Source organism: Stutzerimonas stutzeri (assembly GCF_024448895.1).
GTDB classification, from domain to species: domain Bacteria; phylum Pseudomonadota; class Gammaproteobacteria; order Pseudomonadales; family Pseudomonadaceae; genus Stutzerimonas; species Stutzerimonas stutzeri_Q.
Map to the genome: position 1 here is coordinate 1 of NZ_JAMOIC010000028.1, position 24,780 is coordinate 24,780.

Consider the following 24,780-nt stretch of genomic DNA (forward strand, 5'->3'; position numbering starts at 1 on the left):
GAATAACGCATTGGCTGGCAACGTAGCCCGCAGCAATGCGTGGAAAGGCTCCGCCGTGTTCCACACTATCTCAATCCTGCTTGCATGCCGCTGCGCTTTCCGGCCGGTACCGCACGTGCTGTTAAACGACCTACCCTCTCTCTACCGTTTTGCGTGATAGATCACCCGGCATGTCAGGCAGATGCAATACCGTGCTCGGACTCAACAGCAGCCAGACAACGATGAACGACAGCAGCAACCTGATCCTTTTCCTCGCTACCCAGTTCGCGCTGCCGTTGGGCATCACGTATGCCTATTGCCGAAGCAAGGGCATTCCCAACCAGTCGTGGCGAGCGGGCGGCATATTTCTCACTGCCATGTCGGCTGCGATGCTGTTTTTTACCGGGCTGCTTGGCTTGCCAATCCATGTGAAAAACGTCGGCTTCATAACAAACAGGCACATGGGGTTAACCTGTGGAGCCATCGGTATCGTCGCCGGTATCGTGATGGGCTATGTAGCGCGAGCATTAGAGAGCGAGCGTAACAACTAGCCCAGACGAGCCTTGCTAACTTTTTCCTTGGGGCAGCCTGCGCTCCGGTAGCAACGGAAGTGAGGTGGCCGATGCGGCGCAACGCCTTCATATAAGTGACTCAGAGCTGCAGCCAAATGCCTGTAGCGAAGCAACCACAAGAAACTGGGTGAGATTGGCTAGCGCAGGGCAAATGTCCTATAGCCCGTCAGTGCTCTTAAAAAACTTCGAGGGATAACACGCGCATGGACACCCGCTTTCTGACCCTCATGGAATTCCAAAACGTCTATTTTTATCGATTTATTACGCTCGCCATTTTCGTGACGAGCTGCATTCTGTTGTTGTTCGCATTGCCCGACATGAAACGCGCCGAGATATGGCTGGTTGTACCGGTGCTCTTTATCCTGGGGGGCCGCTTTGGTGTTGAATGTGTCCGGCTCAAGAAATGCGGCCCTGCGTTTATCCATAACGATGAGTTTGTGATTACCCGAGACGCGAGTCACCGGCAAATACCCTTAGCCCGCATTCGCTCGGTTACCTCCAAACACAGCCTGTTCATGGTGCGCCGTTATCGCTCATGGACAGATCACCTGGCATTTCTGGAGGTCACGCTGAACAACGGCGAGCGCGTTTACACCCTGGCTGAGAGCAAAGTATTTGAATACCCGGCTGGCAAGAAAACGCTGAGCGTGATTCAGGCTGCTGTTCTTGCGGCCAAGACAAAGAGCCTTACATCACGGCCGAAACCATAATGCGGGACGTTCGGCTTAGCGAAGTAGCCTAGAAAGGACGCGTGGAAAACGCTTCGCCGTTTTCCGCCCTTCTTGCGGAAGCATGAGTAGTGACCCGCGTATCAGACTACCCCTACTCCGCTTTCATCATCCGTCAGGACCGGCGGTTATCCCAGCAACTGATGCGGGGCGCTTAGACAGAGACAGACGGCAGGGTAACCACGCCCCGCCGCCTTGGTGAGTGCAATGATCAGCGCTGAGTGATGGTCGCACTATTAGCGATGCCGTTTTGCATGATGCTCGCCGAGTTAGCGCTCAGGTCGCCGCTAGGGCTGACTTGAGTGAGCGATGCGAAGTTGGCGGTACCGGTCTGAGAGATGACTCCGGAATCATTAGTTCCGTTATAGAAAACACCGCCAGACTGTGACGCCTCAATGATGTTGTCCGCTCCATTCTGAGCGATATCAAGCGAACTATCGTCTCCACTCTGAATAACGTCGACAGAATTGTTCTGGCCGTTGGAATAACCAGTAACGCTGACATTTATGCCGGACTGACTAATCGTCAATCCGTTACCAGCACCTATCTGATCGAAGTTGACATCGGCCCAAGCTCCGCCTGAGCTAACTTGCGCCTGGTTACCCTCGCCTCGCTGGTAAAGGTCTACAGTGCCGCCTGGATAGCGCCCACCGGAAGATTGACTGACTTTGGCATCGTTGAAACTGCCGTTTTGCTCGATATTGGTGCTGGCATACGAATCGGAATATTGGTCTAGCTCGACATTGTTGTTATTGCCGGTTTGGAGAACATCAGCCCCGCTCCCCGTTTGCTTAGCCGATACGTCGTTCGACTCGCCAATCTGCGTAACGCTGATGTTGCTCATTTGCCATTTTTGCTCGACTTCAACGAAGTTGTTGATACCGTCTTGCGTAGTTCTGGCGTAGGTCACATTAGCGTCAAGCTGCTCGATAATTGCTTCGTTCCCCTGACCGGTCTGGTCGATAAGGGCCGTCAGCTGAGCATTGTCGAAAGGCAGCTGGTAAACAGTCGCAATATTTGCCTGACCGTTCTGGTTTACCTCGGCAGTTGACTCCCATCCGTCCTGCCGGATATCCAACAGATTTCCGGCGCCACGCTGACTTGTCTGAATGGTGAGTTCTGCGCCTTTCTGGTCAATGATCGCCTGGTTGGAAACACCTTCCTGCAACGTAGCAGCCAAAACGTTCTGATTTGCCTGCTGTGTAATCTCTGTGAGGTTGGAATTACCCATCTGCTCAGAAGTGGCGGTGCCAGCAGCGTGAGCCTGGGCCATCAATGTCAGAGATATTGCGGCAGCGAGAATTGAGCGTGAGAACATTGTTATGAATCCGGTAGATGGGGAGCTCAGATCCTTGGTCATACGCCAAAAAATTAGTATGGCCCAAACGATTGGTTCTAAGCCGACGCAAGCTCAAACCCGCTATTGGACGTGTTCTGGTACGTGACCTAGGGAATCGTTATTGACGTCCTTTCGACTCACTAGTGAGCGAGCCGCAGACGTTACGGTCGCGATCCATCGCCCCCAGGCCGCTTCTGGACAGGCTCGCGAAGACAACCGAGGCCATCATCGTCGTGACGTCTGAACGCGCCCTACTCAACAGTTCGCCCAGGCAAGCCCACGGCGCCCTCAACGGCAAACCAAGGACCAACCGATGAGAGATTCAGCCCGCGGCTTGCTACTTGTAACGAGCGGCATCTTCGTACTCAGCTTCGATGGCCTGTTGGTGCGGCTGGCGCAGGCGGACGGCTGGAGCATTGTGTTCTGGCGGGGTTTGTTGATGTTCGTGGCATTGGGCGTTTTTTCGCTGTCCGCTAGAAGCCGGGCGAGCATCATGAAGCGTCCGCTGATCAGCGCGGGCTCGGCCCTGCTGCTCGCGTTTACTTCGATCTTCTTCGTGCTGGCGGTCCTCCACACCACGATTGCCAATGTGGTGGTGGTGCTCAGTACAGCGCCCCTGTTCGCCGCCCTCTTCACCCGGTTCTTCCTGCGCGAGCAGGTGGCCTTGCATACCTGGCTTGCGATCGGCGTGGCGGCGCTGGGAATCATGGTGGTATTCGCCGGCGCCTTTACTCCGACGGATCTCGCCGGCAATGGATATGCGCTCTTGTCCTCAGCCGCGGTGGGCGCCAACCTCACGTTGTTGCGCCGCCACCCGAGTATTGATCGGATGCCGCTCATTGCGTTGGGCGGGCTGGCGGCCGCGCTGATTGCGTTGCCGAACGCCCAGCCGTTCGGCCTGGGCGCTACGAGCTACTGGGCGTTGGCGGTGATGGGCCTGGTGCAGATGCCATTAGCCACGCTGATGATCAACAACGCGACCCGCTATCTGCCCTCGGCCGAAGTAGCGCTGTTCTATCTGCTGGAAAGCGTCCTCGGCACGTTGTGGGCCTGGTATTTCCTGCAGGAGACGCCCGCCAGCGCGACGCTCTATGGCGGAGCGCTGGTCATCGCAACGCTGGTGGTACACGCCGGCCTGACCTTGCGACCACGCACTGCGGTGCCGGCCTGAACGAACCCTGGGAAGCCGGGTACCTGTCTCAATGGGCGCCTGGGTGGCTCGGTTACCCCTCGTGCAAGCCAGAGGGCAACCGGCTGATACAACCTTGAGGAAGGCTTGCACCGCCAGACCATTACCTCCACGCATTGAGTGGTAAGCCGCTGATTGTCCATGACACGCCGACTCGGCAGGTCACACATCCAAGGCAATGGCTGGTCGGCAGCCCCTCCTCCAAAGGCCTAAATAGCGGCTGTCGCTGACGGTGATGTAGTCGTCGCTGTCGCAGCGGGACCCGTTTTTATTTTGATCCTGTGTAACCATGACCGAATGCCTGAGGACGCGTGCTAGACCACGAGCGTAGGAATCGTGGTTATGCTTGTTGACCTTGATGCTCACCAGGCTCGCGCATTTGATACCAAAGGTAGTAGCCGAGGGGCAGGACACGCACGGATAAGCTAAATAAAAATTGGAGGGTAAGCATGGCCGATAGCAACGAAACCCCTGCGGCAGGCGGGAATTTGATCGACACGGATTACCAGATCGGCCAGGACAACCTGGTCACGAACATCGGCCCCTTCGATGTCGACATCCACAATCCTGTTTTTGCGATCTCCGGTTTGATGACGATCGTGTTCGTCATATTCACCCTCGCGTTTCCGGATTTCGCCACTGGCATATTCAACGCCGCGATGAGTTGGGTGACGAGTCGCTTCGACTGGCTGTTCATCCTTGCGTCCAACATCTTTCTGGTATTTGCCATCGCGGTTGCGTTGTCGCCCTATGGCAAGGTCAGGCTTGGTGGGGTGAATGCGACGCCGGATTTCTCGCTATCGGCATGGCTTTGCATGCTGTTTGCGGCGGGCATGGGTATAGGGTTGCTGTTCTGGAGCGTCGGTGAGCCGATGACTCACTTTGTAAGCGCCGTTGCGGACGATGCGGGAAGCCCTGACAGTTGGGCGCCGCTGGGTGGGTTGCCTGGTGATGTCGAAGGCTCTGCCCGGCTCGGGCTTGCCGCCACGCTCTACCATTGGGGGCTTCAGGCTTGGGCGATCTATGCCGTCGTGGGGCTCGCTCTGGCGCTGTTTGCCTTCAACAAGGGCCTTCCGCTGGCGATACGCTCGACCTTCTATCCGATCTTCGGCGAGCGTGTGTGGGGCTGGACCGGCCATACCATCGACATTCTGGCCGTATTGGCAACGCTCTTCGGTCTTGCGACCTCACTTGGGCTTGGCGCCGAACAGATCAATGCCGGCCTGTTCTTTCTTTACGGCGTTCCCGTGACGGACACGACAAAGATCGTGTTGATTGCGGTGATTACCGGTATCGCCACCTATTCCGTCCTGCGGGGGCTCGAAGGCGGCGTCAAGCGTGCCTCGCAAATCAACATGATCCTGGCGTTCGTGCTGCTGGTCGCCGTGTTCGTGCTTGGCCCAACGGGCGCCATCCTGGAGCGAGTCGCGGACTCGGTGGTCGGCTATTTCGCCTATCTGCCCGCACTGTCTAATCCCTTCGGTCGCGAGGACGCAAATTACGCACAGGGCTGGTCGTCGTTCTACTGGGCCTGGTGGGTTTCGTGGTCGCCCTTCGTAGGGATGTTCATCGCTCGGGTCAGCCGCGGCCGCACGGTGCGCGAATTCATGATCTGCGTGCTTATCGTCCCCTCTGCCGTCTGCATCCTCTGGATGTCGATCTTTTCCGGCGTCGCCTTCGACCAGTACATCCATGACGGCTATCGCGCCGTGGCGGATGCGGCACTGGAGGTCAAACTCTTCGCCATGTTCGACGTCTTGCCGTTCACTCAGGCGCTGTCCCTGCTGGGTATCGTTCTGGTCGCCATCTTCTTCATCACCTCATCGGACAGCGGCTCGCTGGTCATCGACACCATCACGTCCGGCGGCAAGGACGACGGCCCCGTTCCTCAGCGGGTGTTCTGGTGCATTTTCGAAGGCCTCGTTGCCATCGCCCTGCTCTTGGGTGGTGGGCTCAAAGCATTGCAGTCCATGGTGGTGACGACCGGCTTCCCTTTCACCTTTGTCCTGCTGCTGATGTGCGTCAGCATCGTTATCGGCCTGAAAAGCGAACTCAAGGGGCCGCACCGAACGATCGCAAAGGCGCGATAACGCCGCGCCGCGTCTTCCTCCGCCTCGTTGCCCGTTGGCGAGGTGGGAGGTGGACAGCTAGCAAGTAGCCTGGAAGATACGCGTGGAAAAGGCTTCGCCGTTTTCCACCCTACGGCCCGGACTTCGCATAGCGCGGCCCGGCGCTGTCGGCATCAGCCCGCCACCTCACACAACCCACCCGGCACCGCCATCACCCATTCCCGCACCGCCTGAATGGTCGGGTCATCCCGACGGCTCTCCGGATACACGAGGTGAAACGGCTTGCCCGGCATCTCTGGCCCAAACGGCTGCACCAGCCGCCCTTCCTTCAGTTCATCCTCGATCAGCTGGCGGCTCATCAGGGCCACGCCTTGGGCGCCGATGGCGGCTGAGATGGCGTGCGTCTCGTCGGAGAACACCAGCCCCGCGCTAACGTCCAGCCCCGGTACGTTGGCGAGCTTCTGCCATGACGCCCAATGAATCGGGGCGGACGCTGCGGCTTGGGCATGAAAGTGAATCAGCGAGTGCCTGGGTAGCTCGGCTGCATCACGCAAACCGAGGTGCGGGCTACAGACGGGGACGAAGGTGTTGTCGAACAGCTTTTCCGCCACCAGCCCCGGCCAGCGACCATCGCCGTAGCGGATAGCGACATCCGCCGTGACGCCATCCAGGGCGACCGGCTCGTGGGAGGTGTGGAAGCGCAGGTCAATGTCGGGATGGGTGTCGCGCAGCATGCACACCCAGGGCACCAGCCAGCGAACCGCGATGGCGGGTGTCGTGGTCAGGGTGATCGCCTGCCGACAGGGCTTCGCGCTGAGGCGTTCGACCGCTCCGCTGATACTGTCGAACGCAGCCTCCAGCGTCTGCTGCAGCTCACGCCCCTGGGCAGTCAACTCCAACTTGCGCGGTTTGCGAAGAAACAGCGCCACGCCGAGCGATTCTTCCAACGAGCGAATCTGGTGGCTGATAGCCGTGGCGGTGACGTTCAACTCGTCGGCAGCATGCTTGGCGCTTTCATGGCGAGCGGCCGCTTCGAAGGCCCGCAGGGCGGAAAGCGAAGGTAACCAGCGATGCGCCATGGCTGAGTTTTCCTCATCTGTAGCTGAAAGAAATGGTCGTTTGTCGCCTGCAGAGCCTAAATCTAGTCTGGGTTTACCGCGAATGACAGATGAATTCAGTCACAGGAGACCCACCATGACGCACCTTCTGCACCTCGACGCCAGCGCCCGCCCCGGCCTTGCCGGAAAAGACGAGCACGGTTCTCACAGCCGCCATCTCAGCCACCGCTTCGTCAGTCAGTGGCGGGCCCAACGCGCGCAGGACAGCATCACCTACCGGGACATCGGGCAGAACCCGCCCTCTTTCCTTAACCATGACTGGATCGCCTCGGCCTTTACGCCGCCAGAGCGCCACGAACCCTGGATGAAGGACGCGCTGGCAGAAAGCGATCAGCTTGTGGATGAGCTGATCGCTGCCGATGTGCTGGTCATAGGCACGCCGTTCTACAACTTCGGGATGCCGGCCCCGCTCAAGGCGTGGGTGGACCAGATCGTGCGCCTGCACCGAACCGTTGGACTCGACGAAACCAAACTCCCTGAGCCTTATGTACCCTTACTGGCGGACCGGCCACGGCACGCGGTCATCCTCACCGCCAGGGGCGGCATCGGTTTTGGTCCCGGTGGGGAGATGGCGCAGCTGAATCACCTGGAGCCAAATCTGGCGACAGCTCTCGATTTCATCGGCATTACCCGCATCCACCAGATCGCCATCGAAGGGCAGGAAACGGGTGGCGAAGTGTTGGCCGCCTCGGTAGAGCAGGCGCTGCGTCAGGTTGATGTGTTGGTGGCTGAGCTTCAGGGGACGCTTGACGCGCCGTCTATGAGCCAGTCCTCCCAACGGCAGGCTGAAGCCGTCTAGCGCTGGATGCGAATGCAGCCTTGATGGTCCAGTTTCCTCGCGCCGGGCCAAGCCGGCGCAAGGAAACATCAGTGCCGAACTATTGCGTGCGGCTCGCTTCGAGCTTCTTCCCGAGCGCAGAAGTCACTTCCAGCAGGCCCTTGCTGGTCACTTTGGCCCAGTCGCCGTCCGTGACGAATTGCATGCCGTCGTTCACTTCAGTGGCGATTGTCATAGGCGACTGGCCGTCTGTCTCGACGATCAGGTTCGCCTTGTTGTTGACGGTCACAGAAGCAAAACCTGGCGAGAACCAGGTCCAGAATTCCTTGATGCGCACCGTCACCTGGCGGGCATCCGCACTCGGTCTTTCAACAACCTGATAGCCAGACTGTGAGTAGGCATTGGCGACAGCGGTGCCAACCAACTGGCTGACCGAGCGGCCTGAGGGCAACACCACGTCCCCTAGTGCCTTGCCGTATCCATTGCGCTTGCGAGCAAACGCGCGCTCGGTGATCGATGTGTCGTTGATCTCGCCGCCTTTCAACGAAGGGATATCGGCGCTACGCGGCTTGGCCTCAAAAGTCCGCTCGTCGAACGTCGTAATCACGACCTTCTGCCCTGTCGTGCCCGTTAGCACCGGAACGGAGACATCGACAACGGAGCGGCTGGTGACGCATCCCACCATGCTCGCCGCCAGCACAACCAACATCGATGTTTTGAGGGAAGCTAGGAAAAGAGATTTCATTAACAAGTCCTTGTGTGAAGGGCATTCGTCGTCCTTTCGAATGTAGGCGATCGAATGCCGGGCATGGATCAGGCCGCCATAGCGGCCGGTCGGCACATTACTGCCCTGCACCCTTGGCGGCAATCTCGAATTAAGCGCCTTTAACGGCCCCATACCTGGCACGAACACTCTTTGGCATTAGGTTCGCCCCGCACTTGATTCGACCACCCTACCGCTCGTCCGAATCGGGGAGTCAGGCTCAAGCCGTCACCACTACACGCCGATAGCTTATTGCCCGCTATCGCTTACCAACGCGTCGACTGGACGCGCTGCAATGGCGGGGCTGCTCATCGCACTGGATCAGCGTAACGAGCTCTCGAAAGACGAAGCGCAGGTCAGCGCGGGCGTCTAGAAACCGGCTAGAGGCATCTACTCCAATGAAAATAAAGCACAAGTTGCTGCTGAGCTTTCTGGTCGCGACGCTCGTTCCCGTACTTGTCGTGGCCCTGTTTACCATCCGCAATGTAACCGAGGAGGCCAAGCTCCAGTTCCAGGAAACCAGCAGCCTGAACGTAAATCTGGTGAACAACACTTTTGTGACCTTCTTCGACTCGGTTGGCCAGACCGTTGCGGCAATGGCCGACTACACCGCTGTCCGGGACACCGAAGGCGGCGAGCTGACCACCTACTTCGGGCCGCCTCGCAAGCCCGGCGCGACCGCCACGGCCAGCGGTGGTCGCGAGAAGCAGATCTTTGATTACTTCTCAGGTATCGGTAATAACAACCCGACCCTTGGCTACGTCTACATGAGCGATACCAAGGGCGGCTACGTAGAGTGGCCGGGCACCGGCGATTACGGCGACTGGGATCCGCGCAAGCGTCCCTGGTACGGCCTGGGCAAGGATGCCAATTTCCAGCTGGCGCGCCTCGACGGCTACTACTGGGAACCAGACGACGCGGTCTACGTGTCGGTGCTCAAAGGCTTGAAGGACCAGTCCGGCGACTTCGCAGGCGTCGTGGCCGTGGATGTGTCGCTCAAGGCTCTGACCGACATGATCGAGAAAATCCGTTTTGGCCAAACCGGTTTCTTCATGCTGGTAGAGGGCAGCGGAACCTTGCTGGTCGACGGTCTCCAGCCGGCCAACAACTTCAAGAAGCTCAGCGAGCTGACGGGTGATCACGTCACGACCATCGGGCAGACAGATAACGGTGTGATCGAAGTGACCATCGATGGCGTCGACTATCTGGCCAACGTCTTCACCTCACCGACTCTGGGCTGGAAGTTCATTGGCTTCATGCAGGTCGACGAGATCCTGGCCGGCGCAAACAGGCTGGCCTGGCTGACGCTGGTTGCCTGCGCCGTCCTGGTGGCGCTGTTTGGTGTCGCTGGGGTCATTTTCGCCAATCGCATCGTCACCCCCATCAATCTCGTCAAGGAAGGGCTGCGCACCATCGCCCAGGGCGAAGGAGACCTGACTCATCGACTCCCCGTGCTGGCCCGGGACGAAACCGGCGAACTGGCCAAGTGGTTCAATCAGTTCATCGAGTCCACGCAGTCGATGATCACCGTGATCAAGGAAAACGCCGTCAGCATGCACGGCGTCTCCAGCCAGACCAACGAGCGCACCACCGCCATGTCGGAAAGCTTGCACCGTCAGTCGAGCGCGGTGGAGCAGATTGTCACCGCCGTGACCGAAATGGCGTCCGCCGCCAACGAGGTGGCCCATACCTGTGTGAGAACGGCTGAAATTTCCGAGCAGGGTCTGAGCGCAACACACAACGGCAAACAAGTCATTGCTCGAAGTACCGCAGGCGTGAACGAGCTGGGCGCGACGCTGCAAGCTTCAAGCAAGGTGATCCGAGAACTCGAACGCGAGACGGTGAGCATCAACAATATCCTGTCGACCATTCAGCAGATCGCCGAACAGACGAACCTCCTGGCGCTCAATGCCGCGATCGAAGCGGCGCGAGCGGGCGAACAGGGACGCGGGTTCGCCGTAGTGGCTGATGAGGTCCGCAACCTAGCCAAGCGCACCCAGGACTCCACCGGCGAGATCAACACGATCATCAACCTGCTGGTCAGCCGCATCACCGAAGTAACGGTAAGCATGGATCGCAGTCTGTCGGAGTCGACCAAAGCCATCGAGCGGGCCGGTGAAGTCATGGGCGCGTTCGAGAATATCGAGGGTGCCGTGCAGATGATTCGCGATATGACCACGCAGATCGCTACTGCCACCGAAGAGCAGCATCTGGTGACGGAAGAGATCAACCGAAACGTAGTCGCGATCAATGACGCGGTCAGTCAGGTGTCCGGTCAGGCAACCGAAGTCGAGCGTTACTCACACGAGCAGCGTGAACTCAGCAGCGCACTCAAGCAATTGGTGGGGCGCTTCCGCACGGAGTAGTAGCGCAGGCGGCGCCCGAAGGCGCCGCCGCACTGCTTTACGCCGAAAGCTTCTGGCTGAAATTATCGGCGGGCTTGCCGATATCGAGCCGGTCCACGTTCATCACCTTGTCCCAGGCTTTGACGAAGTCCTGCACGAACTTCTCGTTGCCGTCGGCCATGCCGTATACCTCGGCCTGGGCACGCAGCTCCGATTGCGCGCCGAAGATGAGGTCCACGCGGGTGGCCGTCCATGTGGGTTGGCGGGTTTTTCGGTCGAGGCCCTGGAAGCGGTTCTTGTGCTCAGTCGCGACCCATTCGTTCTGCATGCTCAGCAGGTTGACGAAGAAGTCGTTCGAAAGCGTGCCCACACGCTTGGTGAAGACGCCCTCCTGACCGCCGTCTGAATTGGTGCCGAGTACACGCATGCCACCCACCAGCACGGTCATTTCGGGCGCGCTCAGGCGTAGCAGGTGGGCCTTGTCGACCAGTGCTTCCTCGGGCGCCATGAAGTGGGACTCGTGGTAGTAGTTGCGGAAGCCATCGGCGACCGGCCGCAGCGCTTCGAACGAGGGCCCATCGGTCCACTCTTCGAGCGCATCCATCCGCCCTGGCGTGAAGGGCACGGTGACGGCCACGCCGCCGTCCTGTGCCGCTTTCTCGATGGCAGCGCAGCCGGCGAGCACGATCAGGTCCGCCATGGAGACCTTTTTGCCGGCGCTGGCTGAGGCGTTGAACGCGTTGTGGATCTCGTCGATTTTCTGCAGCACGCGATCCAGCAGAGCCGGGTTGTTGATCTCCCAATCCTTCTGCGGCGCGAAGCGGATACGAGCACCGTTGGCGCCTCCGCGCTTGTCTGAGCCGCGATAGGTAGCGGCAGAAGACCAGGCAACGGATACCAGTTCAGAAACTGAGAAGCCCATGTTCAGCAGCTTCTGCTTCAGAGAGGCGATGTCCGCCTCGTCGATTACCGGGTGATCGCGCTCGGGAATCGGGTCCTGCCAGATCAGCTTCTCCTGCGGCACCAGCGGCCCGAGGTAGCGGCCGATGGGACCCATGTCGCGGTGGGTCAGCTTGAACCACGCCTTGGCGAAGGCATCGGCGAATTCGTCCGGGTTCTCGAGGAAGTGACGGGAGATCTTTTCGTAGATCGGGTCGAAACGCAGCGCCAGGTCCGAGGTAAGCATGGTTGGCTTGCGCTTCTTGTTCGGGTCGAAGGGGTCGGGAATGATTTCCCCCACGTCCTTTGCGACCCACTGATGCGCACCAGCCGGGCTCTTGGTCAGCTCCCATTCGAAGTTGAACAGGTTCTCGAAGAAGTAGTTGGACCACTGCGTCGGGGTCTGACTCCAGATGACTTCCAGGCCCGAGGTGATGGCGTCTGCACCTACACCGGACTGGAACCTGCTGCGCCAACCCAGGCCCTGATCTTCGATGACGGCGCCTTCGGGGTCTGGCCCCATGAGCGAGGGGTCACCCGCGCCATGGGTCTTGCCGAAGGTGTGGCCGCCGGCGATCAGCGCCACGGTTTCATAGTCGTTCATCGCCATGCGGCTGAATGTTTCGCGAATATCGATGGCAGAGGCTTTGGGGTCGGGGTTGCCGTTGGGCCCTTCCGGGTTCACATAGATCAAACCCATCTGTACAGCGCCCAGCCCCGGATGCAATTGCCGCTCGCCGCTGTAGCGTTCATCACCCAGCCAGGTGCCTTCGGGGCCCCAGAACAGCTCTTCCGGCTCCCAGGTATCCGCGCGTCCGCCGGCAAAACCAAAGGTCTTGAAGCCCATGGATTCCAGCGCCACGTTGCCCGTGAGCACGTAAAGGTCCGCCCAGGAAAGATTACGGCCATACTTCTGTTTGATCGGCCAAAGCAGACGCCGGGCCTTGTCCAGCGAGGCGTTGTCCGGCCAGCTGTTGAGCGGTGCGAAACGCTGCTGTCCGCCACCGGCGCCGCCGCGGCCATCGGTGATCCGATAGGTCCCGGCGCTGTGCCAGGCCAGACGAATGAAAAGGCCTCCGTAGTGGCCGAAATCCGCCGGCCACCAGTCCTGAGAGTCGGTCATCACCTGGTGGAGGTCGGCGATCACCGCGTCTAGATCGAGTGAATTGAATGCAGCAGCATAGTCGAAATCGCCACCGTAAGGATTGGAACGTGGCGAATGCTGGTTGAGCGATGTGAGGCTCAGTGCTTCAGGCCACCAGTCCCGGTTGCCCGGGCGTTTGCGGGGCGCACCGGCGCCATGGCCGAATGGGCATACACCGCCCGCTTTTTCGCCAGTCTCTTCGTTCATGTTCTGCTCCTCACGGTTATCTATGACGCGCTCAGGCGTCGCTTCAGTGAAGTTAGCATCGACTCCTGAACTGAACAAAACCCATAAATCCGGCATTTCTCACTCCCGGCAGACCCTGTTTTCGCTTCAAACACTGATGCCACGGGGGCTGGCGCTTAGTGGGGAATGGCGGACGGCGCCAGTATGGAATTTCGCTATAGGATCGATAGCGCAGAAGCGATCCTCTTGGGCCGCCCGCAGGCCCATCGTCATTGAAAAAGGCGCTGCTCTTATTGCACCTGCAGCGCGGCCCACGTCGCGATGCCCTTGGCCGGTACAATGCCCGCCTTATCTGTCATGCCGGAGCCCAGCCATGTTCACCCTCTCCCACCTGGACACCCCGCCGCCAGAATCCATGAAAAGCCAGGTGCTGCAGATGGTGGTGGACTATCTGAGCGATATCAGCCCGGTCTCGCTCACGCCTAGCAATCCGCTGTATCAGCTGTATCAGTACGTGGTCGGGTTCGAGGTGCATCGCTATCTGGACAGCATGGATGGCGCGCAGGCCGGCAAACCAAGGCTGACGATAGCGCTGGATGCCGACGACCCGGCCCGCCTGCTCGGCTTCGCGCTGTACCTGCCTTTTGTGGACGACCCTGATGCGTGCTCGCTGGTCTATCTGGCAGTGCAGGCCATCCATCGCCGTCAGGGCATCGGCCGCGCCATGATCGAACAGATGGTCGCGCGCTATCCCCATGCAGAGGTGGCTTGCGTGGCAAGCAAGGTGCCGTACTTCCAGGCGCTGGGCTTTCACCCCTTGGCCGCGCGCGGCCCGCAGGTGGTGATGAATACCCGCAGCCAGGCTTCGAACGGCGTGGTGGCGGTGCAGGATCTGGAGCCCATCTTTCATTCCCAGGAAGTCCGGCAGATCCACAGCTATCTGGTGAAGCAGCACGGAGCGGAGGCAATGAGCGAGGCGGAGAAAGCGCGAGATGAACTGCTCGATGACATGGCCCGGCAAGCGCTTCACGTGGCAGGGACGTACTCGGCAGCGAAGCGCTTGCATTGAGTGTGTCACGCAGCGGCGATGGGGCGATGGGGCGATGGGATGGACCGCTGCCTTAGGTGCGCTCATCTAGTCCGTAGATCTAGCAATCACCAGCAGCGCCGCCCGTCCTGAGTCGCGCGAAAAGCGTGATCCATACCACCAAACCACGCACCAGCCCTTGCCCACAAATGTTCTGAGGTTAATCTGCGCGCGCTGGCACTTTGATGGCAGCCAGCTGTCTGCCCAACACTCAGGAACGAGTACTCATGTTCAAGCACTTCATGATGAGCGCCGCGGCGCTGAGCTTCGCCGTACTAACCGGCTGCGCGTCGGTACCCATGGAATCCCCCGAAAAGGACCAGGCGCTCAAAGCCTTCCCGGCTCCATCGCAGGATCAGGCCGGCCTGTACATCTTCCGCGACTCGATGCTCGGGGCCGCCCTGAAGAAATCGGTTAAGGTCGATGGTGAAGTCATCGGCGAAACCGCTGCCAACACCTATTTCTACCGGCTGATCACGCCAGGCCTGCACACACTGGCCACCGAGTCGGAGTTCAGCGACAACTTGATTGAGCTGAATGCGCAGCCTGGCAAGAACCACTATGTACGTCAGTCGATAAAGATGGGCCTGTTCGTCGGTGGCGCCAGGCTGACCGAAGTCTCGGAAAGCGAAGGCCAGAAGGCAGTGGCGGGCACAGAACTCGCTCGTTAACGTCTGCGACATTCCAGGCGGCTACGCCCGGTAGTTGGGCGCTGACCCAATACGGACGGTATGTCGCTAATGCAAAAAGATAGCCCCGCAATCGCGGGGCTTTTTTCATCTGTCATCACAGAGTTTTCATTCAATGCCCGTTCAGCGCTTCACACAGGCAAATATCGCGTTCCCGGACGCGCCGTTCCAGGGAATGATCTTCTGGTAATCATGCTCTAGCACCTGGACGTCGAAGCAGGGCTGCAACAGCTCGGACAGTTCACTGAAACTCACCGCCACCATGGCGTGTTCGTCCTGCCATATCCGACTTTCCCCACCGACTCTTTCGATGCGAAGCCTTAAAAGTTGCTGCTCTCCGGTGCCGGGGTAGTGCCAACCCGAGCTGAAGCTGAACAGGCCATCGGCGTGCTTGGCGGTGTGTGAGACGAAGGAGCGATTGTCGATGGTGTGCTTGTCCACGGCGTTGAAGCAGAACAGCCCACCCGGTGCCAACGCCTCATGCGCCCGCGCGATGCACGCCTGCAACCGCTCAAGGCTCGCGCTGTAATGGATGGAATACAGAAAGCAGGTGATCAGGTCGACCGGTTGATCGACCGTGAAGGCGCACATGTCCTGTAGAGAAAACCGGGCTTCAGGGCAGCGCATGGCCGCCCGGTCCAACATGGGCTGATTGATGTCGAGCCCTCTGCTTTGATAGCCCGCATCGAGAAAATGCCGCACATGCGGGCCGGTCCCACAGGCCAGGTCCAGATGCCTATTGCCTCCATTGCCGAGCAGTTGTTGCAGACGATGGACGCAGCCGCTTTGCGCGCTGTAGTCGATATCAGCGCACATGAGGTCGTAGTAACCGGACAGGTCGGTATAGATGGCGGTGCCGGGCATGGTGGCCTGATGTACGCGAGGAATCAGTGGGCGCGCATATTATCCCGACCACATGGAAATCGCCTGGAAATTGCGCTGATCTTGCTTTGCGGCTTTTCAGCCTTCAAATGCATGACGCGCCCCTTATACTGCCGGTTTTGCCGCGAGCCCTTCCCTTGAGCAACAAACGATATGCCTGCATCGGCTTGAGCAATCCGAAGTCGCCTTCCAACGTGGGCGCAGTCATGCGTGCGGCGGGGTGTTATGGCGTTGCTTCGGTGTTCTACACCGGCACGCGCTACGACCGCGCCCGGGACTTCATCACCGACACCAAGAAGGTCCATCAAGACATCCCGCTGATCAACATCGATGATCTGCGCAAGATCCTGCCGCTCGGGTGCGTACCGGTAGCGGTGGAGCTGGTCGACGGAGCCCGCCCCCTTCCCCAGTACACCCATCCGGACCGCGCCATGTACATCTTCGGCGCCGAAGATGGTTCGTTGAGCAAGGAGATCCGGGACTGGTGCGAGGACGTGGTCTACATCCCTACCAATGGCTGCATGAACCTCGCAGCGACGGTGAATGTGGTCCTGTATGACCGCATGGCGAAAGGCAACAACACCCGTTCCGGCCCTGGCTTCGGACGCGAGCCTCAGCAAACGACATAGCCAATCGAACGCCTTTGCTGACCCGCTACGATCACGCCGGCACGCCCGGCCCTGCCAGTCTGTCCAGACACAGCTGCTCCATGCAGCTTGCCCATGCGCCCATCCGATCCGCTTCAAGCTGCACCAGCATGGCGTAGCGGCGTCCGCCCCAGACCGAAAGATGAAGGGCTTCCAGAGTCGCAGCCTCCGGGCGAACCGGCAGATCAGTAGCCGCGTCGATGACCCGCTGCCAGGCGCCCAGCAGGTCCTCGTATACGCGGCGCTGATGCTTGGGCTCGGCCACCAGAGTTTCCAGCTCAAGCATGTCCGGATGAAACCACGGTAGTTGGGGCTCGACCCCGGCCAGCGTGCGCACCAGCCGCCGAATGCGCTCTGGCCAGGCGAGTGTTGCGGGCGTTACGGCCTGAGCGTCGATGGCATCCAGCAGCTGCTCGACGCAATAGCGCACGTAGCCCGAGTGCAGCGCATGTTTACTGGGGAAATAGTCGTACAGGGTGCCGATGGCCACGCCGGCTTCCAGGGCGACCGCACGGGTGGTCAATCGCGGCCAGCCGTCGCGCTGCCATATCCGAACATAGCTGTCGAAAATCGCCTGAACAGTGGCCTTGGCGCGCTGCTGAGTGGGCCGTTTGAGCGGCTTGGCGCTCGGCAATCGTGTGCTCATGAAATCCGAACCCGGCGGTGAATCGAAAGGGCTACAGTCAATGCCGTCCATTTACCCAGCCAAGGTGCCACCGATGAGCGTCATTCGCCAGTTGCAGAACAACAAGAAAGACATGGAGCAGACCCGCATTCAGAGCCGCCCGATGCCGGAACTCAAGCCCGGCGAAGCCCTGCTTCGGATCAGCCGACTGGCACTGACCACCAATAATGTCACCTATGCCGCATTCGGCGAGACCCCTCATCTGCGCTATTGGGATTTCTTCCCGACTGGCGCGGCCGATTGGTTCCACATGCCGGCGTGGGGATTCGCCGAGGTCGTGGAAAGCACTGTAGACGGCCTGGCGAAGGGCGAACGCTTCTATGGTTTCTGGCCGATAGCCAGCCATTTGGTCATGCAGCCGGTGCGGGTGAGCGACCGCGGTTTCTATGATGGCGCTGAGCATCGGCTCGCGCTGACATCGGCCTACAACCAGTATCAGCGCATCAGCAGCGACGATGCGTATCGCGCTGAGAGCGAGAACTACCAGATGTTGCTGCGTCCGCTGTTCATCACCTCGTTCATGCTGGCCGACTTTCTCGACGATAACGCCTTCTTCGGCGCGCGGCAGATTCTGGTGTCCAGCGCGTCGAGCAAGACGGCGTACGGCACCGCGTTCTGCCTGCAGGACAATCCGGCCGTGCAGATGATCGGCCTGACTTCGGCCGGCAATACCGACTTCGTCCAGCGCCTCGGCTGCTATCGCCAGACGCTGGCATACGATCAGCTCACCTCGCTGGATCCGAGCGTGCCCACCCTCTATGTCGATTTCTCAGGGAACACCAGCCTCCGCCAACAGATTCACGGCCATTTCAAGGACGCTCTGGTGTACGACTGCTACGCCGGTTCAGCCCAGAGTCAGGATTATGCTGAGCCCGACCAGACGTTGGCCGGCCCGCAGCCACAGCCCTATTTCGCGCCTTATCAGATCAAGAAACGCAACGCGGACTGGGGGCCAGCCGAGGTGACCCGCCGCTTCAACGAAGCGCAGCTGGCCTTCATCGCCCGCGTGAGCGACTCACAGCAGCCCTGGATGCAGGTGAACGAGCACGCCGGCCTTGAAGCGGCACAAACGCTGGCCGAATCCCTGATCAAGGGAAACATCAATCCACTGGAAGGCCACGCCGTGATCCTCGCCTGACCACGTCTCACAGCCGCGCTAGCCGAGCCGGCCGACCTTAGTCGGGCCTGCGCGGCTGGCGTATCTCGGGCAAGTCGCTAGCCTGACTATCGGACTTGGGTTGGGGAACGAAGATGACTGGTGAAGAGATCACAGATTGCTACCGAGGCTACATTGCCTGCTTGAACAGCCAGAATTGGCCCGAGCTGGGCCGCTTCGTCCATGACGAGGTGCATTACAACGGCAGGTTTGTCGGACTGGAGGGCTATCGCCAGATGCTCGAAGCGGACTTTCGAGCGATTCCCGATCTGCAATTCACTATCGGGCTGTTGATCGCCGAACCGCCTCATGTGGCGGCGCAGCTGCTCTTCGATTGCACACCCATAGGCGAACTGTTCGGCTTTGCGGTGAACGGAAAGCGGGTGACATTTACCGAAAACGTGTTCTACGAGTTCGGCAAGAGAAAGATCAGGAATGTCCGGTCTGTGATCGACAAGGCCGCGGTTGGCGATCAGCTCTGATCAGGCGGGCCGTCAGAGTGCTCGTTGCGACTGGCAGATTTGGGGGGTACTGGGAGCGCGGCGCGCCTGATCGTCAAGCGCGCCGAGAGAAGGGGCTTACAGACGGTTGTCGTGCAGGCCAGCGTAGAGGCGGGTCATTTCGTTGAGCTGGCGGAACATCGACTCGGCATTCACCGCAACGATGGTGGGTACGAATTGCTCGGAGGTGAAGGCCTTGCTCGCGAACTTCCAGCGGGCGTCGGTCTTGCGCAGGGCTTCGGCGATTTCCGCGTTAGGCGCTTCAGCCGCCTGCAGTTCGGCCATGATGACGCCGAACTCTTCCACCGAGGCTGCAAACTCCTTTTCTAGCTCCGGGTCCTGCACACCCCAGGCACGGGCCATGTAGAACATTGCAGTACGCTGGGTCAGCACACGATTCCAGCCACTGCGGTTGATCGAATGCGACGCGGCATCGCCAATGTGTTGTTCGAACAGGTCGGTGACCTGCTGCGTCTGGCGGACCAGCTCTTCGGCCTTGGCCAGCACGGCGGGTGCCTGGGCCTTGTCCGGTTCACTGGCTGCCAGGGCACGGTAGTCGACCCAGGTGCTCTCGACTTTCGTCAACGCAACGCGGATGGCGTCGTTCGGGGCAGCCGCCTTGAGCTGGGCATGGTGATCTTCGAACAACGCCAGGCTCGCGGCCCGTTGCTCGGTAGCCTCGTCCACCTTCACGCCGGCACCGATCATAAGGTAATCCTTGGCCACGATCTGGCCCAGGCTGCGCTGCAGGCCGGCCATGTTCATGACTTCCAACGGTGCCATTTCGGCCCAGCACGTCGCACTCAGCAGACTGCAACCCAACAGCAGTGCGCGCAGAGATTTCTTGATCAACACGGTAAATCCTTTCTGGCTTGAGAAGAGCGCAGGCCGCATCTGCGACCAGCGTCTGAGCCCGCCGCAAACAATCGCGTTGATGCGCCGCTCAGCCCGCCATTGGATTCGCCCAACCTTTCTCGAACCTTGCAGAGGCCGAAAGCGACGACGCTGCGTGCTGGAAGTGTGAAGCGATGCACCATAAAGCCAGGTGCTGGAGTAGCGCCTGGAGGCGCGAAGATCAGCCGTATCCACATCACCGTTGGGCGAGCACCTGTTGAGCGGCGCATCGCATCCGCCCTTCCGATAGCCGTTTTACGCACCCCGCCTGCGCGACGTACTTCGCGGCTGCAGTTGATCCAGCGCGCTGGAGTTCTGCCGCGCCCAGTCATAGATCATTTCAATCGGCTGGACCATGAGTTTGCCGAGCGGCGAAAGTGCGTAGCTCACCGCTGGCGGTACCGAGTCGAGCGTGTGGCGTTCGATCAGGCCGCTGGCTTCAAGCTCGCGCAGCGTCTGCACCAGCATCTTTTTGGAGATGCCCGGAAGGCTGCGATGCAACGCACCGCTGCGCGCGACGCCTTCGTGCCGCGCATGCAGTGTGTGCAGAATCATGCTGGTCCACTTGGTCGAGAAGATCTCGAGCACGCGTCTTGGCGCGCAGTCTTCGCGCCATTTTTCTTCATCAGAGCCGGGTTGCATGGGGGATGGTTACCATTTGGTGCCGACTTGGTTCGGCATTTTCGAGTGGGTAAGGTGCAGGTCTGTTTCGCTTTGTGGGGTTCTGAAGATGACAAATCAAGCACTGGTGGTCGGGTCGAGTGGAATCGTTGGCAGTGCGGTGTCTCGCCTGTTGGCCGAGGAAGGCTGGGCAGTCGCCGGCCTGGCCCGTCGCCCGAGTCAGGAATCGGGTGTCACCCCGATCAGCGCGGATCTGCTGGACCCCGCCTCGCTGGCGTCCAAGCTTGGCAGCGTCGCACCGACCCATGTGTTCCTCACCACTTGGGCGCGTCAGGCCAACGAGGCGGAGAATATCCGCGTCAATGCGCTGATGATTCGCAATGTGCTCGAAGCCGTGAGGGCCTCCAACTCAGTCCGCCATGTGGCGTTGGTCACCGGCCTCAAGCATTACCTCGGACCGTTCGAAGCCTATGGCAAGGGTACGCTGCCGCAGACGCCGTTTCGTGAAGAACAGGGCCGGCTAGACGTAGAGAACTTTTATTACGCACAGGAAGACGAAGTGTTTGCCGCGGCCGAACGCGACGGTTTCAGCTGGAGCGTTCACCGGCCTCACACCGTCACCGGAATCGCAGTGGGTAATGCGATGAACATGGCGACGACACTGGCCGTCTACGCCGCGATCTGCCGCTTCACCGGTCGGCCATTCCGCTTCCCTGGCTCGGACGTCCAGTGGAACAGCCTGACCGACATGACCGACGCGGGGCAGCTCGCCAAGCACCTGCACTGGGCTTCGACCACACCGGCCGCGGCCAACCAGGCCTTCAACATCGTTAACGGCGATGTGTTCCGCTGGAAGTGGATGTGGACACGAATTGCCGAGTGGTTCGGCATCGAGGCGGCAGCCTTCGATGGCCAGCCCGCTCCGCTGGAACAACAGATGGCAAACGATGCCGAGGTCTGGGCAAAGATGGCCAAGCAGTTCGGTTTGGCTGAAGCGGACCTCGGCAAGCTCATCTCGCCATGGCACACCGACGCCGACCTGGGGCGCCCGATCGAGGTGGTGACAGACATGTCGAAGAGCCGAAAGCTCGGCTTTCTGGATTATCAGGCAAGTGACGACGCGTTCTTCAACGTATTTGCCAGGTTGCGTGCGAGCAAATTGATCCCCTGATCAGGTCTGAGCCTCAGCAACCGGAGCGCACGCGCTTTGAATGCTCGCCCTTTCCTACGCGCTACGCGCGAGCATTCGAGCCGTGGAGCTGGTCGACCCGGTTCGCCACTGATCCGCCGACAGCACTCCCACATAGCGCAGATGAGCATCAGGGGGTCGACCCCAGATAACTGGCCAATTGGGCACCGCTCTATGGTGGGCGGCCTACACCCACTGACCAGGAGCACCCATGGCCAACGCACCAATCACCGTACTGCGCGATACCCAGCCCATGCCCGTTGTCGACGCGTGCAAATGGGAGCGGATCGAAGGCGAGCCGCATACCGTCAACCTCAACGCCTACACCTCCGATGACGGCAGCAAAATCATGGGTACTTGGATCTGCACGCCCGGTAAATGGCGAGTGGAATACGTCAAATGGGAATACTGCCACTTCCAGGAAGGCTACTGCATCATCACGCCAGACGGCATGGAGCCTATCCATCTCAAGGCCGGCGATATCTTCGTGGTAGAGCCGGGCATGACCGGCACTTGGGAAGTCGTCGAAACCGTGCGCAAGTACTTCGTGTTCGCCTGATCGCTAACGCTTGCGGCGTCCCATGCGTGAGGTGGGTACGCCGCAGCTGGCGCTGCGGTGTTGGGCTTTGGAACACAGCACTCCTTGCCGGCAACTGCCAATCGCCGACGCCAGGATATTCAGGCAGTCAGCTGCTCTATCCTTTCAGACTCCGAACATCAGTGCCCGATGCGCGCCGACGCCGGCCATGGCGCCATCGCCAACCGCCAGCGGCACAGAGCCAGCCGCACGGGCCGTATCACCGCAGGCGAATACGCCCGGGACCGACGTGGCTTTGGTTGGATCGGTCTTGATGAATGAGCCAAGCGGTCCCTCCTCCACTTCGCATCCCAACTGCGTCACCAGCGGCGAGAGGTGCATCCGCGGGGCGACGAATATCCCATCGAACGCCAGGCTGCGGCCATCCTGCAGTTGCACGTCAAGCGGCTCGCCGCCGTCCAATCGCACGACAGCGGTGCGCTCCAGCGAAGTGCCGCGTTTAACCAGCTGAGCCAGCTCATCACTCGATGGGGTGAAGGCGTCGTTGAGTAGCAGCGTCGTAGTGCCCCAGTCGGGCAGCATGAGCGCGTGGTGCATTGAGAGTTGCGACGTGGCGAGTACGCCGATGCGTCCCTGTTGCAGCTCGTAGCCGTGACAGTACGGACAATGGAATACCTGGGTGCCCCAGCGCTCGGCCAGGCCTGGAATGGCTGGCAATTCGTCTACAACGCCACTGGCGAGAATCAGCACGCTGGCGCGGTGCTGCTTATCGTATCCGTCAGTGACGCAGAATCCCTCACCGTCACGCTCGGCCGAGACAACATTTGCATGGTGCCAGTCGACGGTGTCGTAGTTCATCAACTGGGCACGGCCATCTGCGGCGATCTCGTCCGGTGAAATGCCATCCTGCGTCAGAAACCCATGGGACGTCGCAGCGAAACGGTTGCGTCGCTGGCCTGCATCGATCACCAGTACCCGCCGGCGAGCGCGCGCCAGAGGCAAACCGGCCGAGAGGCCCGCATAACTTCCACCGATGATGATCACGTCATGAAACATGCTCGATTCCTCTTACGTTAATTTAGGTATCTTTTGAAGTTACACTAATAACCGAAAGACTGGAAAGCGGTTGAGCGCGTTTCTTCAGTCAGGAGTCGAGTGGCTCTTGGACGGCCGACATAGGCTGGCAGGTATTGCACAGCGCATTGAATTGCCCGGACAGATCAGCCAGGGTCAGGGAGCCAAGGCGGTGCAAGAGCAGGGCTTCGGCTTGCTGCATGGCATCTTCCAGCGCGGCGTTGACCACGCGCTCGACCAGGCAATCCGGGTTGTCGCGATCAGCACCGATGGCGAAGATGCGCGGCCCGCCGACCGCGTTGTGAATATCCAGCAAGGTGACCTGATTCAGATCGACCGAGAGGCTCCAGCCGCCGTTATAGCCTTTGTCCGTGCGAACATAGCCAGCCTTGCGCAGACCGGCCATGGTCCGGCGCACCACTGCAGCATTGGTCCCGAGCATCTGCGCAATCTGTTCGGAAGTGACCGGGCGCTCGTCACGCGCCATGTGGAGCAGGACGTGAAGCATGCGGGACAGGCGGCTATCGGTTCTCATGACGGGCGTTTCGATCAGTGGCGGGCTCGGCTCGCACCATACAACGCAACCGATGCGAAGGACACGCGGCGGAGCGAAGGCTACGACAGATAGCGCTCGATATTGCCCATTGCTCGCTCGACGTACGCGCCCTTCTCTCCGACAGGCGCGACATAGTGCAGCGCCTCGGCGGCGGCTTCACGCCCAGCCAGGCGGGCAATGGTCCAGGCGGCGAGATAGATTGAAGCCAGGCACCCGCCAGAGGTTGCAATGTTGACTTTGGCGAAGAATGGCTGTTCGAGCACCTCTATTCCCGCTTCCTCCACCCAGGGCTTGGTGGTGAGATCGGTACAGCTGGGCACGCCATCGAGCAGTCCCAGCTTGGCCAGCAGCAATGTGCCTGAGCATTGCGCGCCGACTAGCTGACGTGCGGGATCGAGCCGCGCCAGCATCTGCATCACATCGGCATCCATTGCGATCTCGCGGGTGTTGATGCCACTGCCGACAAGCACGGCCTCGCATGTTTCGATCACATCCAGCGGAACCTGACGATGCAGCAGAACGCCGTTCATGGAAGTGACGGTTTCACTGGGTGACGCAAGCGACACCTGCCATCCCGGCTGCTTGATCCGATTGAGGATGCCCAGAGCGATGAGCGAATCCAGCTCGTTGAAACCTTCGAAGGTCAGAATGGCAACGTGCATAAAGGGCTCGCTGAGTAGTCCGGCCCATTCTCGGCGCGACGCCGGCAGACGCGAAAGACACAGCTGATGCCTGCGACGCCGGTACAGCCTGCTTGGACGACCCCGACCAGAAAGTCTGAGAGTGATTGCAGAATCACCCACACTGCACTCGGCCTCTATCAACGATCGATCATGCGCTGAACACGGATGGTCGCTCAGCCCTGTTTCATCATCACCAGCGCGAAGCCAACCACGATTCCGGCCAGAGCGATCACCCAGCCTATGCGGTGCGCCCGGTTCTTTTCAGCCTGCCGCACAGGGTCCACAGGTTTCTTCTTTCTCACGGTTCACTGCCTCTCGATGAGCTAGGTGCCGGAACGCGCCTCTCGGCCCGGCACAACGCGCGTCTTTTTAGGGCTTGAGCCATAGATTGTCCAGCAGGCCGCACGATTGGAGCGAGGCGGACGTTCGC

At 60.1% G+C, this 24,780-nt stretch carries 25 protein-coding genes; 13 read left to right on the forward strand and 12 right to left on the reverse strand.

The window, feature by feature from the left end; genetic code table 11:
- Nucleotides 1-221: 221 nt before the first annotated feature.
- Both NA619_RS22190 and NA619_RS22195 read left to right on the forward strand, forming a co-directional pair.
- Nucleotides 222-530 carry a hypothetical protein gene (locus NA619_RS22190; protein WP_255963953.1) on the forward strand — a complete coding sequence of 103 codons (309 nt, stop codon included), beginning with the start codon at nucleotides 222-224 and terminating at the stop codon, nucleotides 528-530.
- Between the two features lie 224 nt (nucleotides 531-754).
- Nucleotides 755-1,261, forward strand: a complete 507-nt coding sequence (locus NA619_RS22195; RefSeq protein WP_255963954.1) for a hypothetical protein — start codon at nucleotides 755-757, stop codon at nucleotides 1,259-1,261.
- Nucleotides 1,262-1,490: 229 nt separating this feature from the next.
- On the opposite strand, the gene NA619_RS22200 is transcribed toward NA619_RS22195, so the two are convergent.
- Nucleotides 1,491-2,597: a hypothetical protein gene (locus NA619_RS22200; protein WP_255963955.1), complete on the reverse strand. Its 1,107-nt coding sequence runs from the start codon at nucleotides 2,595-2,597 to the stop codon at nucleotides 1,491-1,493.
- Nucleotides 2,598-2,931: 334 nt separating this feature from the next.
- Here NA619_RS22200 and NA619_RS22205 point away from each other — a divergent pair, with 334 nt between their 5' ends.
- A complete protein-coding gene (locus tag NA619_RS22205; protein ID WP_255963956.1) occupies nucleotides 2,932-3,789 on the forward strand; it encodes a DMT family transporter in 858 nt (285 codons plus the stop codon).
- A 467-nt stretch (nucleotides 3,790-4,256) separates the two neighbouring features.
- Complete coding sequence (locus NA619_RS22210) at nucleotides 4,257-5,897, forward strand: BCCT family transporter (protein ID WP_255963957.1); 1,641 nt, start codon at nucleotides 4,257-4,259, stop codon at nucleotides 5,895-5,897.
- 152 nt (nucleotides 5,898-6,049) lie between these two features.
- Here the strand turns inward: NA619_RS22210 and gcvA are convergent, their stop codons facing one another.
- Nucleotides 6,050-6,955, reverse strand: coding sequence for a transcriptional regulator GcvA (gene gcvA / locus NA619_RS22215; protein ID WP_255963958.1), 906 nt, complete (start codon nucleotides 6,953-6,955; stop codon nucleotides 6,050-6,052).
- 115 nt (nucleotides 6,956-7,070) lie between these two features.
- Here gcvA and NA619_RS22220 point away from each other — a divergent pair, with 115 nt between their 5' ends.
- Nucleotides 7,071-7,793: an FMN-dependent NADH-azoreductase gene (locus tag NA619_RS22220; RefSeq protein WP_255963959.1), complete on the forward strand. Its 723-nt coding sequence runs from the start codon at nucleotides 7,071-7,073 to the stop codon at nucleotides 7,791-7,793.
- A 79-nt stretch (nucleotides 7,794-7,872) separates the two neighbouring features.
- Here NA619_RS22220 and NA619_RS22225 read toward each other — a convergent pair whose 3' ends face one another.
- The gene (locus NA619_RS22225) at nucleotides 7,873-8,670 is read right to left on the reverse strand and encodes a flagellar biosynthesis protein (protein ID WP_336605476.1); all 798 of its coding nucleotides are present in this window, start codon (nucleotides 8,668-8,670) and stop codon (nucleotides 7,873-7,875) included.
- Between the two features lie 263 nt (nucleotides 8,671-8,933).
- Between NA619_RS22225 and NA619_RS22230 the strand changes: the two genes are divergently transcribed.
- Nucleotides 8,934-10,901, forward strand: coding sequence for a methyl-accepting chemotaxis protein (locus tag NA619_RS22230; protein ID WP_255963960.1), 1,968 nt, complete (start codon nucleotides 8,934-8,936; stop codon nucleotides 10,899-10,901).
- A gap of 37 nt (nucleotides 10,902-10,938) precedes the next feature.
- Here NA619_RS22230 and katG read toward each other — a convergent pair whose 3' ends face one another.
- Nucleotides 10,939-13,170, reverse strand: a complete 2,232-nt coding sequence (gene katG / locus NA619_RS22235; protein WP_255963961.1) for a catalase/peroxidase HPI — start codon at nucleotides 13,168-13,170, stop codon at nucleotides 10,939-10,941.
- A 352-nt stretch (nucleotides 13,171-13,522) separates the two neighbouring features.
- On the opposite strand from katG, the gene NA619_RS22240 reads away from it, so the two are divergent.
- Together NA619_RS22240 and NA619_RS22245 are read left to right on the forward strand one after the other, a co-directional pair.
- Nucleotides 13,523-14,218, forward strand: a complete 696-nt coding sequence (locus NA619_RS22240) for a GNAT family N-acetyltransferase (RefSeq protein WP_255963962.1) — start codon at nucleotides 13,523-13,525, stop codon at nucleotides 14,216-14,218.
- Between the two features lie 245 nt (nucleotides 14,219-14,463).
- Nucleotides 14,464-14,907, forward strand: a complete 444-nt coding sequence (locus NA619_RS22245; protein ID WP_255963963.1) for a DUF2846 domain-containing protein — start codon at nucleotides 14,464-14,466, stop codon at nucleotides 14,905-14,907.
- Between the two features lie 141 nt (nucleotides 14,908-15,048).
- Here the strand turns inward: NA619_RS22245 and NA619_RS22250 are convergent, their stop codons facing one another.
- Nucleotides 15,049-15,789, reverse strand: coding sequence for a class I SAM-dependent DNA methyltransferase (locus tag NA619_RS22250; RefSeq protein ID WP_255963964.1), 741 nt, complete (start codon nucleotides 15,787-15,789; stop codon nucleotides 15,049-15,051).
- Between the two features lie 155 nt (nucleotides 15,790-15,944).
- Between NA619_RS22250 and NA619_RS22255 the strand changes: the two genes are divergently transcribed.
- Nucleotides 15,945-16,436, forward strand: a complete 492-nt coding sequence (locus tag NA619_RS22255; protein ID WP_255963965.1) for an RNA methyltransferase — start codon at nucleotides 15,945-15,947, stop codon at nucleotides 16,434-16,436.
- 31 nt (nucleotides 16,437-16,467) lie between these two features.
- Here the strand turns inward: NA619_RS22255 and NA619_RS22260 are convergent, their stop codons facing one another.
- Nucleotides 16,468-17,100, reverse strand: coding sequence for a TetR/AcrR family transcriptional regulator (locus tag NA619_RS22260; protein WP_255963966.1), 633 nt, complete (start codon nucleotides 17,098-17,100; stop codon nucleotides 16,468-16,470).
- A gap of 73 nt (nucleotides 17,101-17,173) precedes the next feature.
- On the opposite strand from NA619_RS22260, the gene NA619_RS22265 reads away from it, so the two are divergent.
- The gene (locus tag NA619_RS22265) at nucleotides 17,174-18,277 is read left to right on the forward strand and encodes a DUF2855 family protein (RefSeq protein ID WP_255963967.1); all 1,104 of its coding nucleotides are present in this window, start codon (nucleotides 17,174-17,176) and stop codon (nucleotides 18,275-18,277) included.
- Nucleotides 18,278-18,390: 113 nt separating this feature from the next.
- Nucleotides 18,391-18,777, forward strand: coding sequence for an ester cyclase (locus NA619_RS22270; protein ID WP_255963968.1), 387 nt, complete (start codon nucleotides 18,391-18,393; stop codon nucleotides 18,775-18,777).
- A gap of 96 nt (nucleotides 18,778-18,873) precedes the next feature.
- Here NA619_RS22270 and NA619_RS22275 read toward each other — a convergent pair whose 3' ends face one another.
- Together NA619_RS22275 and NA619_RS22280 are read right to left on the reverse strand one after the other, a co-directional pair.
- Nucleotides 18,874-19,650, reverse strand: coding sequence for a type IV pili methyl-accepting chemotaxis transducer N-terminal domain-containing protein (locus NA619_RS22275; protein ID WP_255963969.1), 777 nt, complete (start codon nucleotides 19,648-19,650; stop codon nucleotides 18,874-18,876).
- Nucleotides 19,651-19,944: 294 nt separating this feature from the next.
- Nucleotides 19,945-20,331, reverse strand: a complete 387-nt coding sequence (locus tag NA619_RS22280) for a winged helix-turn-helix transcriptional regulator (protein WP_255963970.1) — start codon at nucleotides 20,329-20,331, stop codon at nucleotides 19,945-19,947.
- An 88-nt stretch (nucleotides 20,332-20,419) separates the two neighbouring features.
- Here NA619_RS22280 and NA619_RS22285 point away from each other — a divergent pair, with 88 nt between their 5' ends.
- Both NA619_RS22285 and NA619_RS22290 read left to right on the forward strand, forming a co-directional pair.
- Nucleotides 20,420-21,481, forward strand: coding sequence for an SDR family oxidoreductase (locus tag NA619_RS22285; protein WP_255963971.1), 1,062 nt, complete (start codon nucleotides 20,420-20,422; stop codon nucleotides 21,479-21,481).
- Between the two features lie 229 nt (nucleotides 21,482-21,710).
- Nucleotides 21,711-22,058, forward strand: coding sequence for a cupin domain-containing protein (locus NA619_RS22290; RefSeq protein ID WP_255963972.1), 348 nt, complete (start codon nucleotides 21,711-21,713; stop codon nucleotides 22,056-22,058).
- Between the two features lie 144 nt (nucleotides 22,059-22,202).
- Here the strand turns inward: NA619_RS22290 and NA619_RS22295 are convergent, their stop codons facing one another.
- The 4 genes from NA619_RS22295 to NA619_RS22310 form a co-directional block, all read right to left on the reverse strand.
- On the reverse strand, nucleotides 22,203-23,093 hold the full coding sequence (locus tag NA619_RS22295) for an NAD(P)/FAD-dependent oxidoreductase (protein ID WP_255963973.1): 891 nt from the start codon (nucleotides 23,091-23,093) through the stop codon (nucleotides 22,203-22,205).
- An 88-nt stretch (nucleotides 23,094-23,181) separates the two neighbouring features.
- Entirely contained in the window at nucleotides 23,182-23,646 is a 465-nt protein-coding gene (locus NA619_RS22300; protein WP_255963974.1) for an Rrf2 family transcriptional regulator, read from the reverse strand.
- Between the two features lie 80 nt (nucleotides 23,647-23,726).
- Nucleotides 23,727-24,329, reverse strand: a complete 603-nt coding sequence (locus NA619_RS22305; RefSeq protein WP_255963975.1) for a DJ-1/PfpI family protein — start codon at nucleotides 24,327-24,329, stop codon at nucleotides 23,727-23,729.
- Between the two features lie 194 nt (nucleotides 24,330-24,523).
- Nucleotides 24,524-24,652 carry a hypothetical protein gene (locus tag NA619_RS22310; protein WP_255963976.1) on the reverse strand — a complete coding sequence of 43 codons (129 nt, stop codon included), beginning with the start codon at nucleotides 24,650-24,652 and terminating at the stop codon, nucleotides 24,524-24,526.
- Between the last annotated feature and the right edge of the window lie 128 nt (nucleotides 24,653-24,780).

Bases quoted from the DNA above. Each gene is read 5' to 3' on its own strand.
- NA619_RS22210 (WP_255963957.1), top strand. From the start codon at position 4,257: ATGGCCGATAGCAACGAAACCCCTGCGGCAGGCGGGAATTTGATCGAC.
- NA619_RS22225 (WP_336605476.1), bottom strand. From the start codon at position 8,670: ATGGGGCCGTTAAAGGCGCTTAATTCGAGATTGCCGCCAAGGGTGCAG.
- NA619_RS22270 (WP_255963968.1), top strand. From the start codon at position 18,391: ATGACTGGTGAAGAGATCACAGATTGCTACCGAGGCTACATTGCCTGC.
- NA619_RS22220 (WP_255963959.1), top strand. From the start codon at position 7,071: ATGACGCACCTTCTGCACCTCGACGCCAGCGCCCGCCCCGGCCTTGCC.
- NA619_RS22250 (WP_255963964.1), bottom strand. From the start codon at position 15,789: ATGCCCGGCACCGCCATCTATACCGACCTGTCCGGTTACTACGACCTC.
- NA619_RS22260 (WP_255963966.1), bottom strand. From the start codon at position 17,100: ATGAGCACACGATTGCCGAGCGCCAAGCCGCTCAAACGGCCCACTCAG.
- NA619_RS22265 (WP_255963967.1), top strand. From the start codon at position 17,174: ATGAGCGTCATTCGCCAGTTGCAGAACAACAAGAAAGACATGGAGCAG.
- NA619_RS22305 (WP_255963975.1), bottom strand. From the start codon at position 24,329: ATGCACGTTGCCATTCTGACCTTCGAAGGTTTCAACGAGCTGGATTCG.
- NA619_RS22190 (WP_255963953.1), top strand. From the start codon at position 222: ATGAACGACAGCAGCAACCTGATCCTTTTCCTCGCTACCCAGTTCGCG.
- NA619_RS22245 (WP_255963963.1), top strand. From the start codon at position 14,464: ATGTTCAAGCACTTCATGATGAGCGCCGCGGCGCTGAGCTTCGCCGTA.
- NA619_RS22295 (WP_255963973.1), bottom strand. From the start codon at position 23,093: ATGTTTCATGACGTGATCATCATCGGTGGAAGTTATGCGGGCCTCTCG.
- NA619_RS22285 (WP_255963971.1), top strand. From the start codon at position 20,420: ATGACAAATCAAGCACTGGTGGTCGGGTCGAGTGGAATCGTTGGCAGT.
- katG (WP_255963961.1), bottom strand. From the start codon at position 13,170: ATGAACGAAGAGACTGGCGAAAAAGCGGGCGGTGTATGCCCATTCGGC.
- gcvA (WP_255963958.1), bottom strand. From the start codon at position 6,955: ATGGCGCATCGCTGGTTACCTTCGCTTTCCGCCCTGCGGGCCTTCGAA.
- NA619_RS22230 (WP_255963960.1), top strand. From the start codon at position 8,934: ATGAAAATAAAGCACAAGTTGCTGCTGAGCTTTCTGGTCGCGACGCTC.
- NA619_RS22290 (WP_255963972.1), top strand. From the start codon at position 21,711: ATGGCCAACGCACCAATCACCGTACTGCGCGATACCCAGCCCATGCCC.
- NA619_RS22280 (WP_255963970.1), bottom strand. From the start codon at position 20,331: ATGCAACCCGGCTCTGATGAAGAAAAATGGCGCGAAGACTGCGCGCCA.
- NA619_RS22195 (WP_255963954.1), top strand. From the start codon at position 755: ATGGACACCCGCTTTCTGACCCTCATGGAATTCCAAAACGTCTATTTT.
- NA619_RS22300 (WP_255963974.1), bottom strand. From the start codon at position 23,646: ATGAGAACCGATAGCCGCCTGTCCCGCATGCTTCACGTCCTGCTCCAC.
- NA619_RS22240 (WP_255963962.1), top strand. From the start codon at position 13,523: ATGTTCACCCTCTCCCACCTGGACACCCCGCCGCCAGAATCCATGAAA.
- NA619_RS22205 (WP_255963956.1), top strand. From the start codon at position 2,932: ATGAGAGATTCAGCCCGCGGCTTGCTACTTGTAACGAGCGGCATCTTC.
- NA619_RS22200 (WP_255963955.1), bottom strand. From the start codon at position 2,597: ATGTTCTCACGCTCAATTCTCGCTGCCGCAATATCTCTGACATTGATG.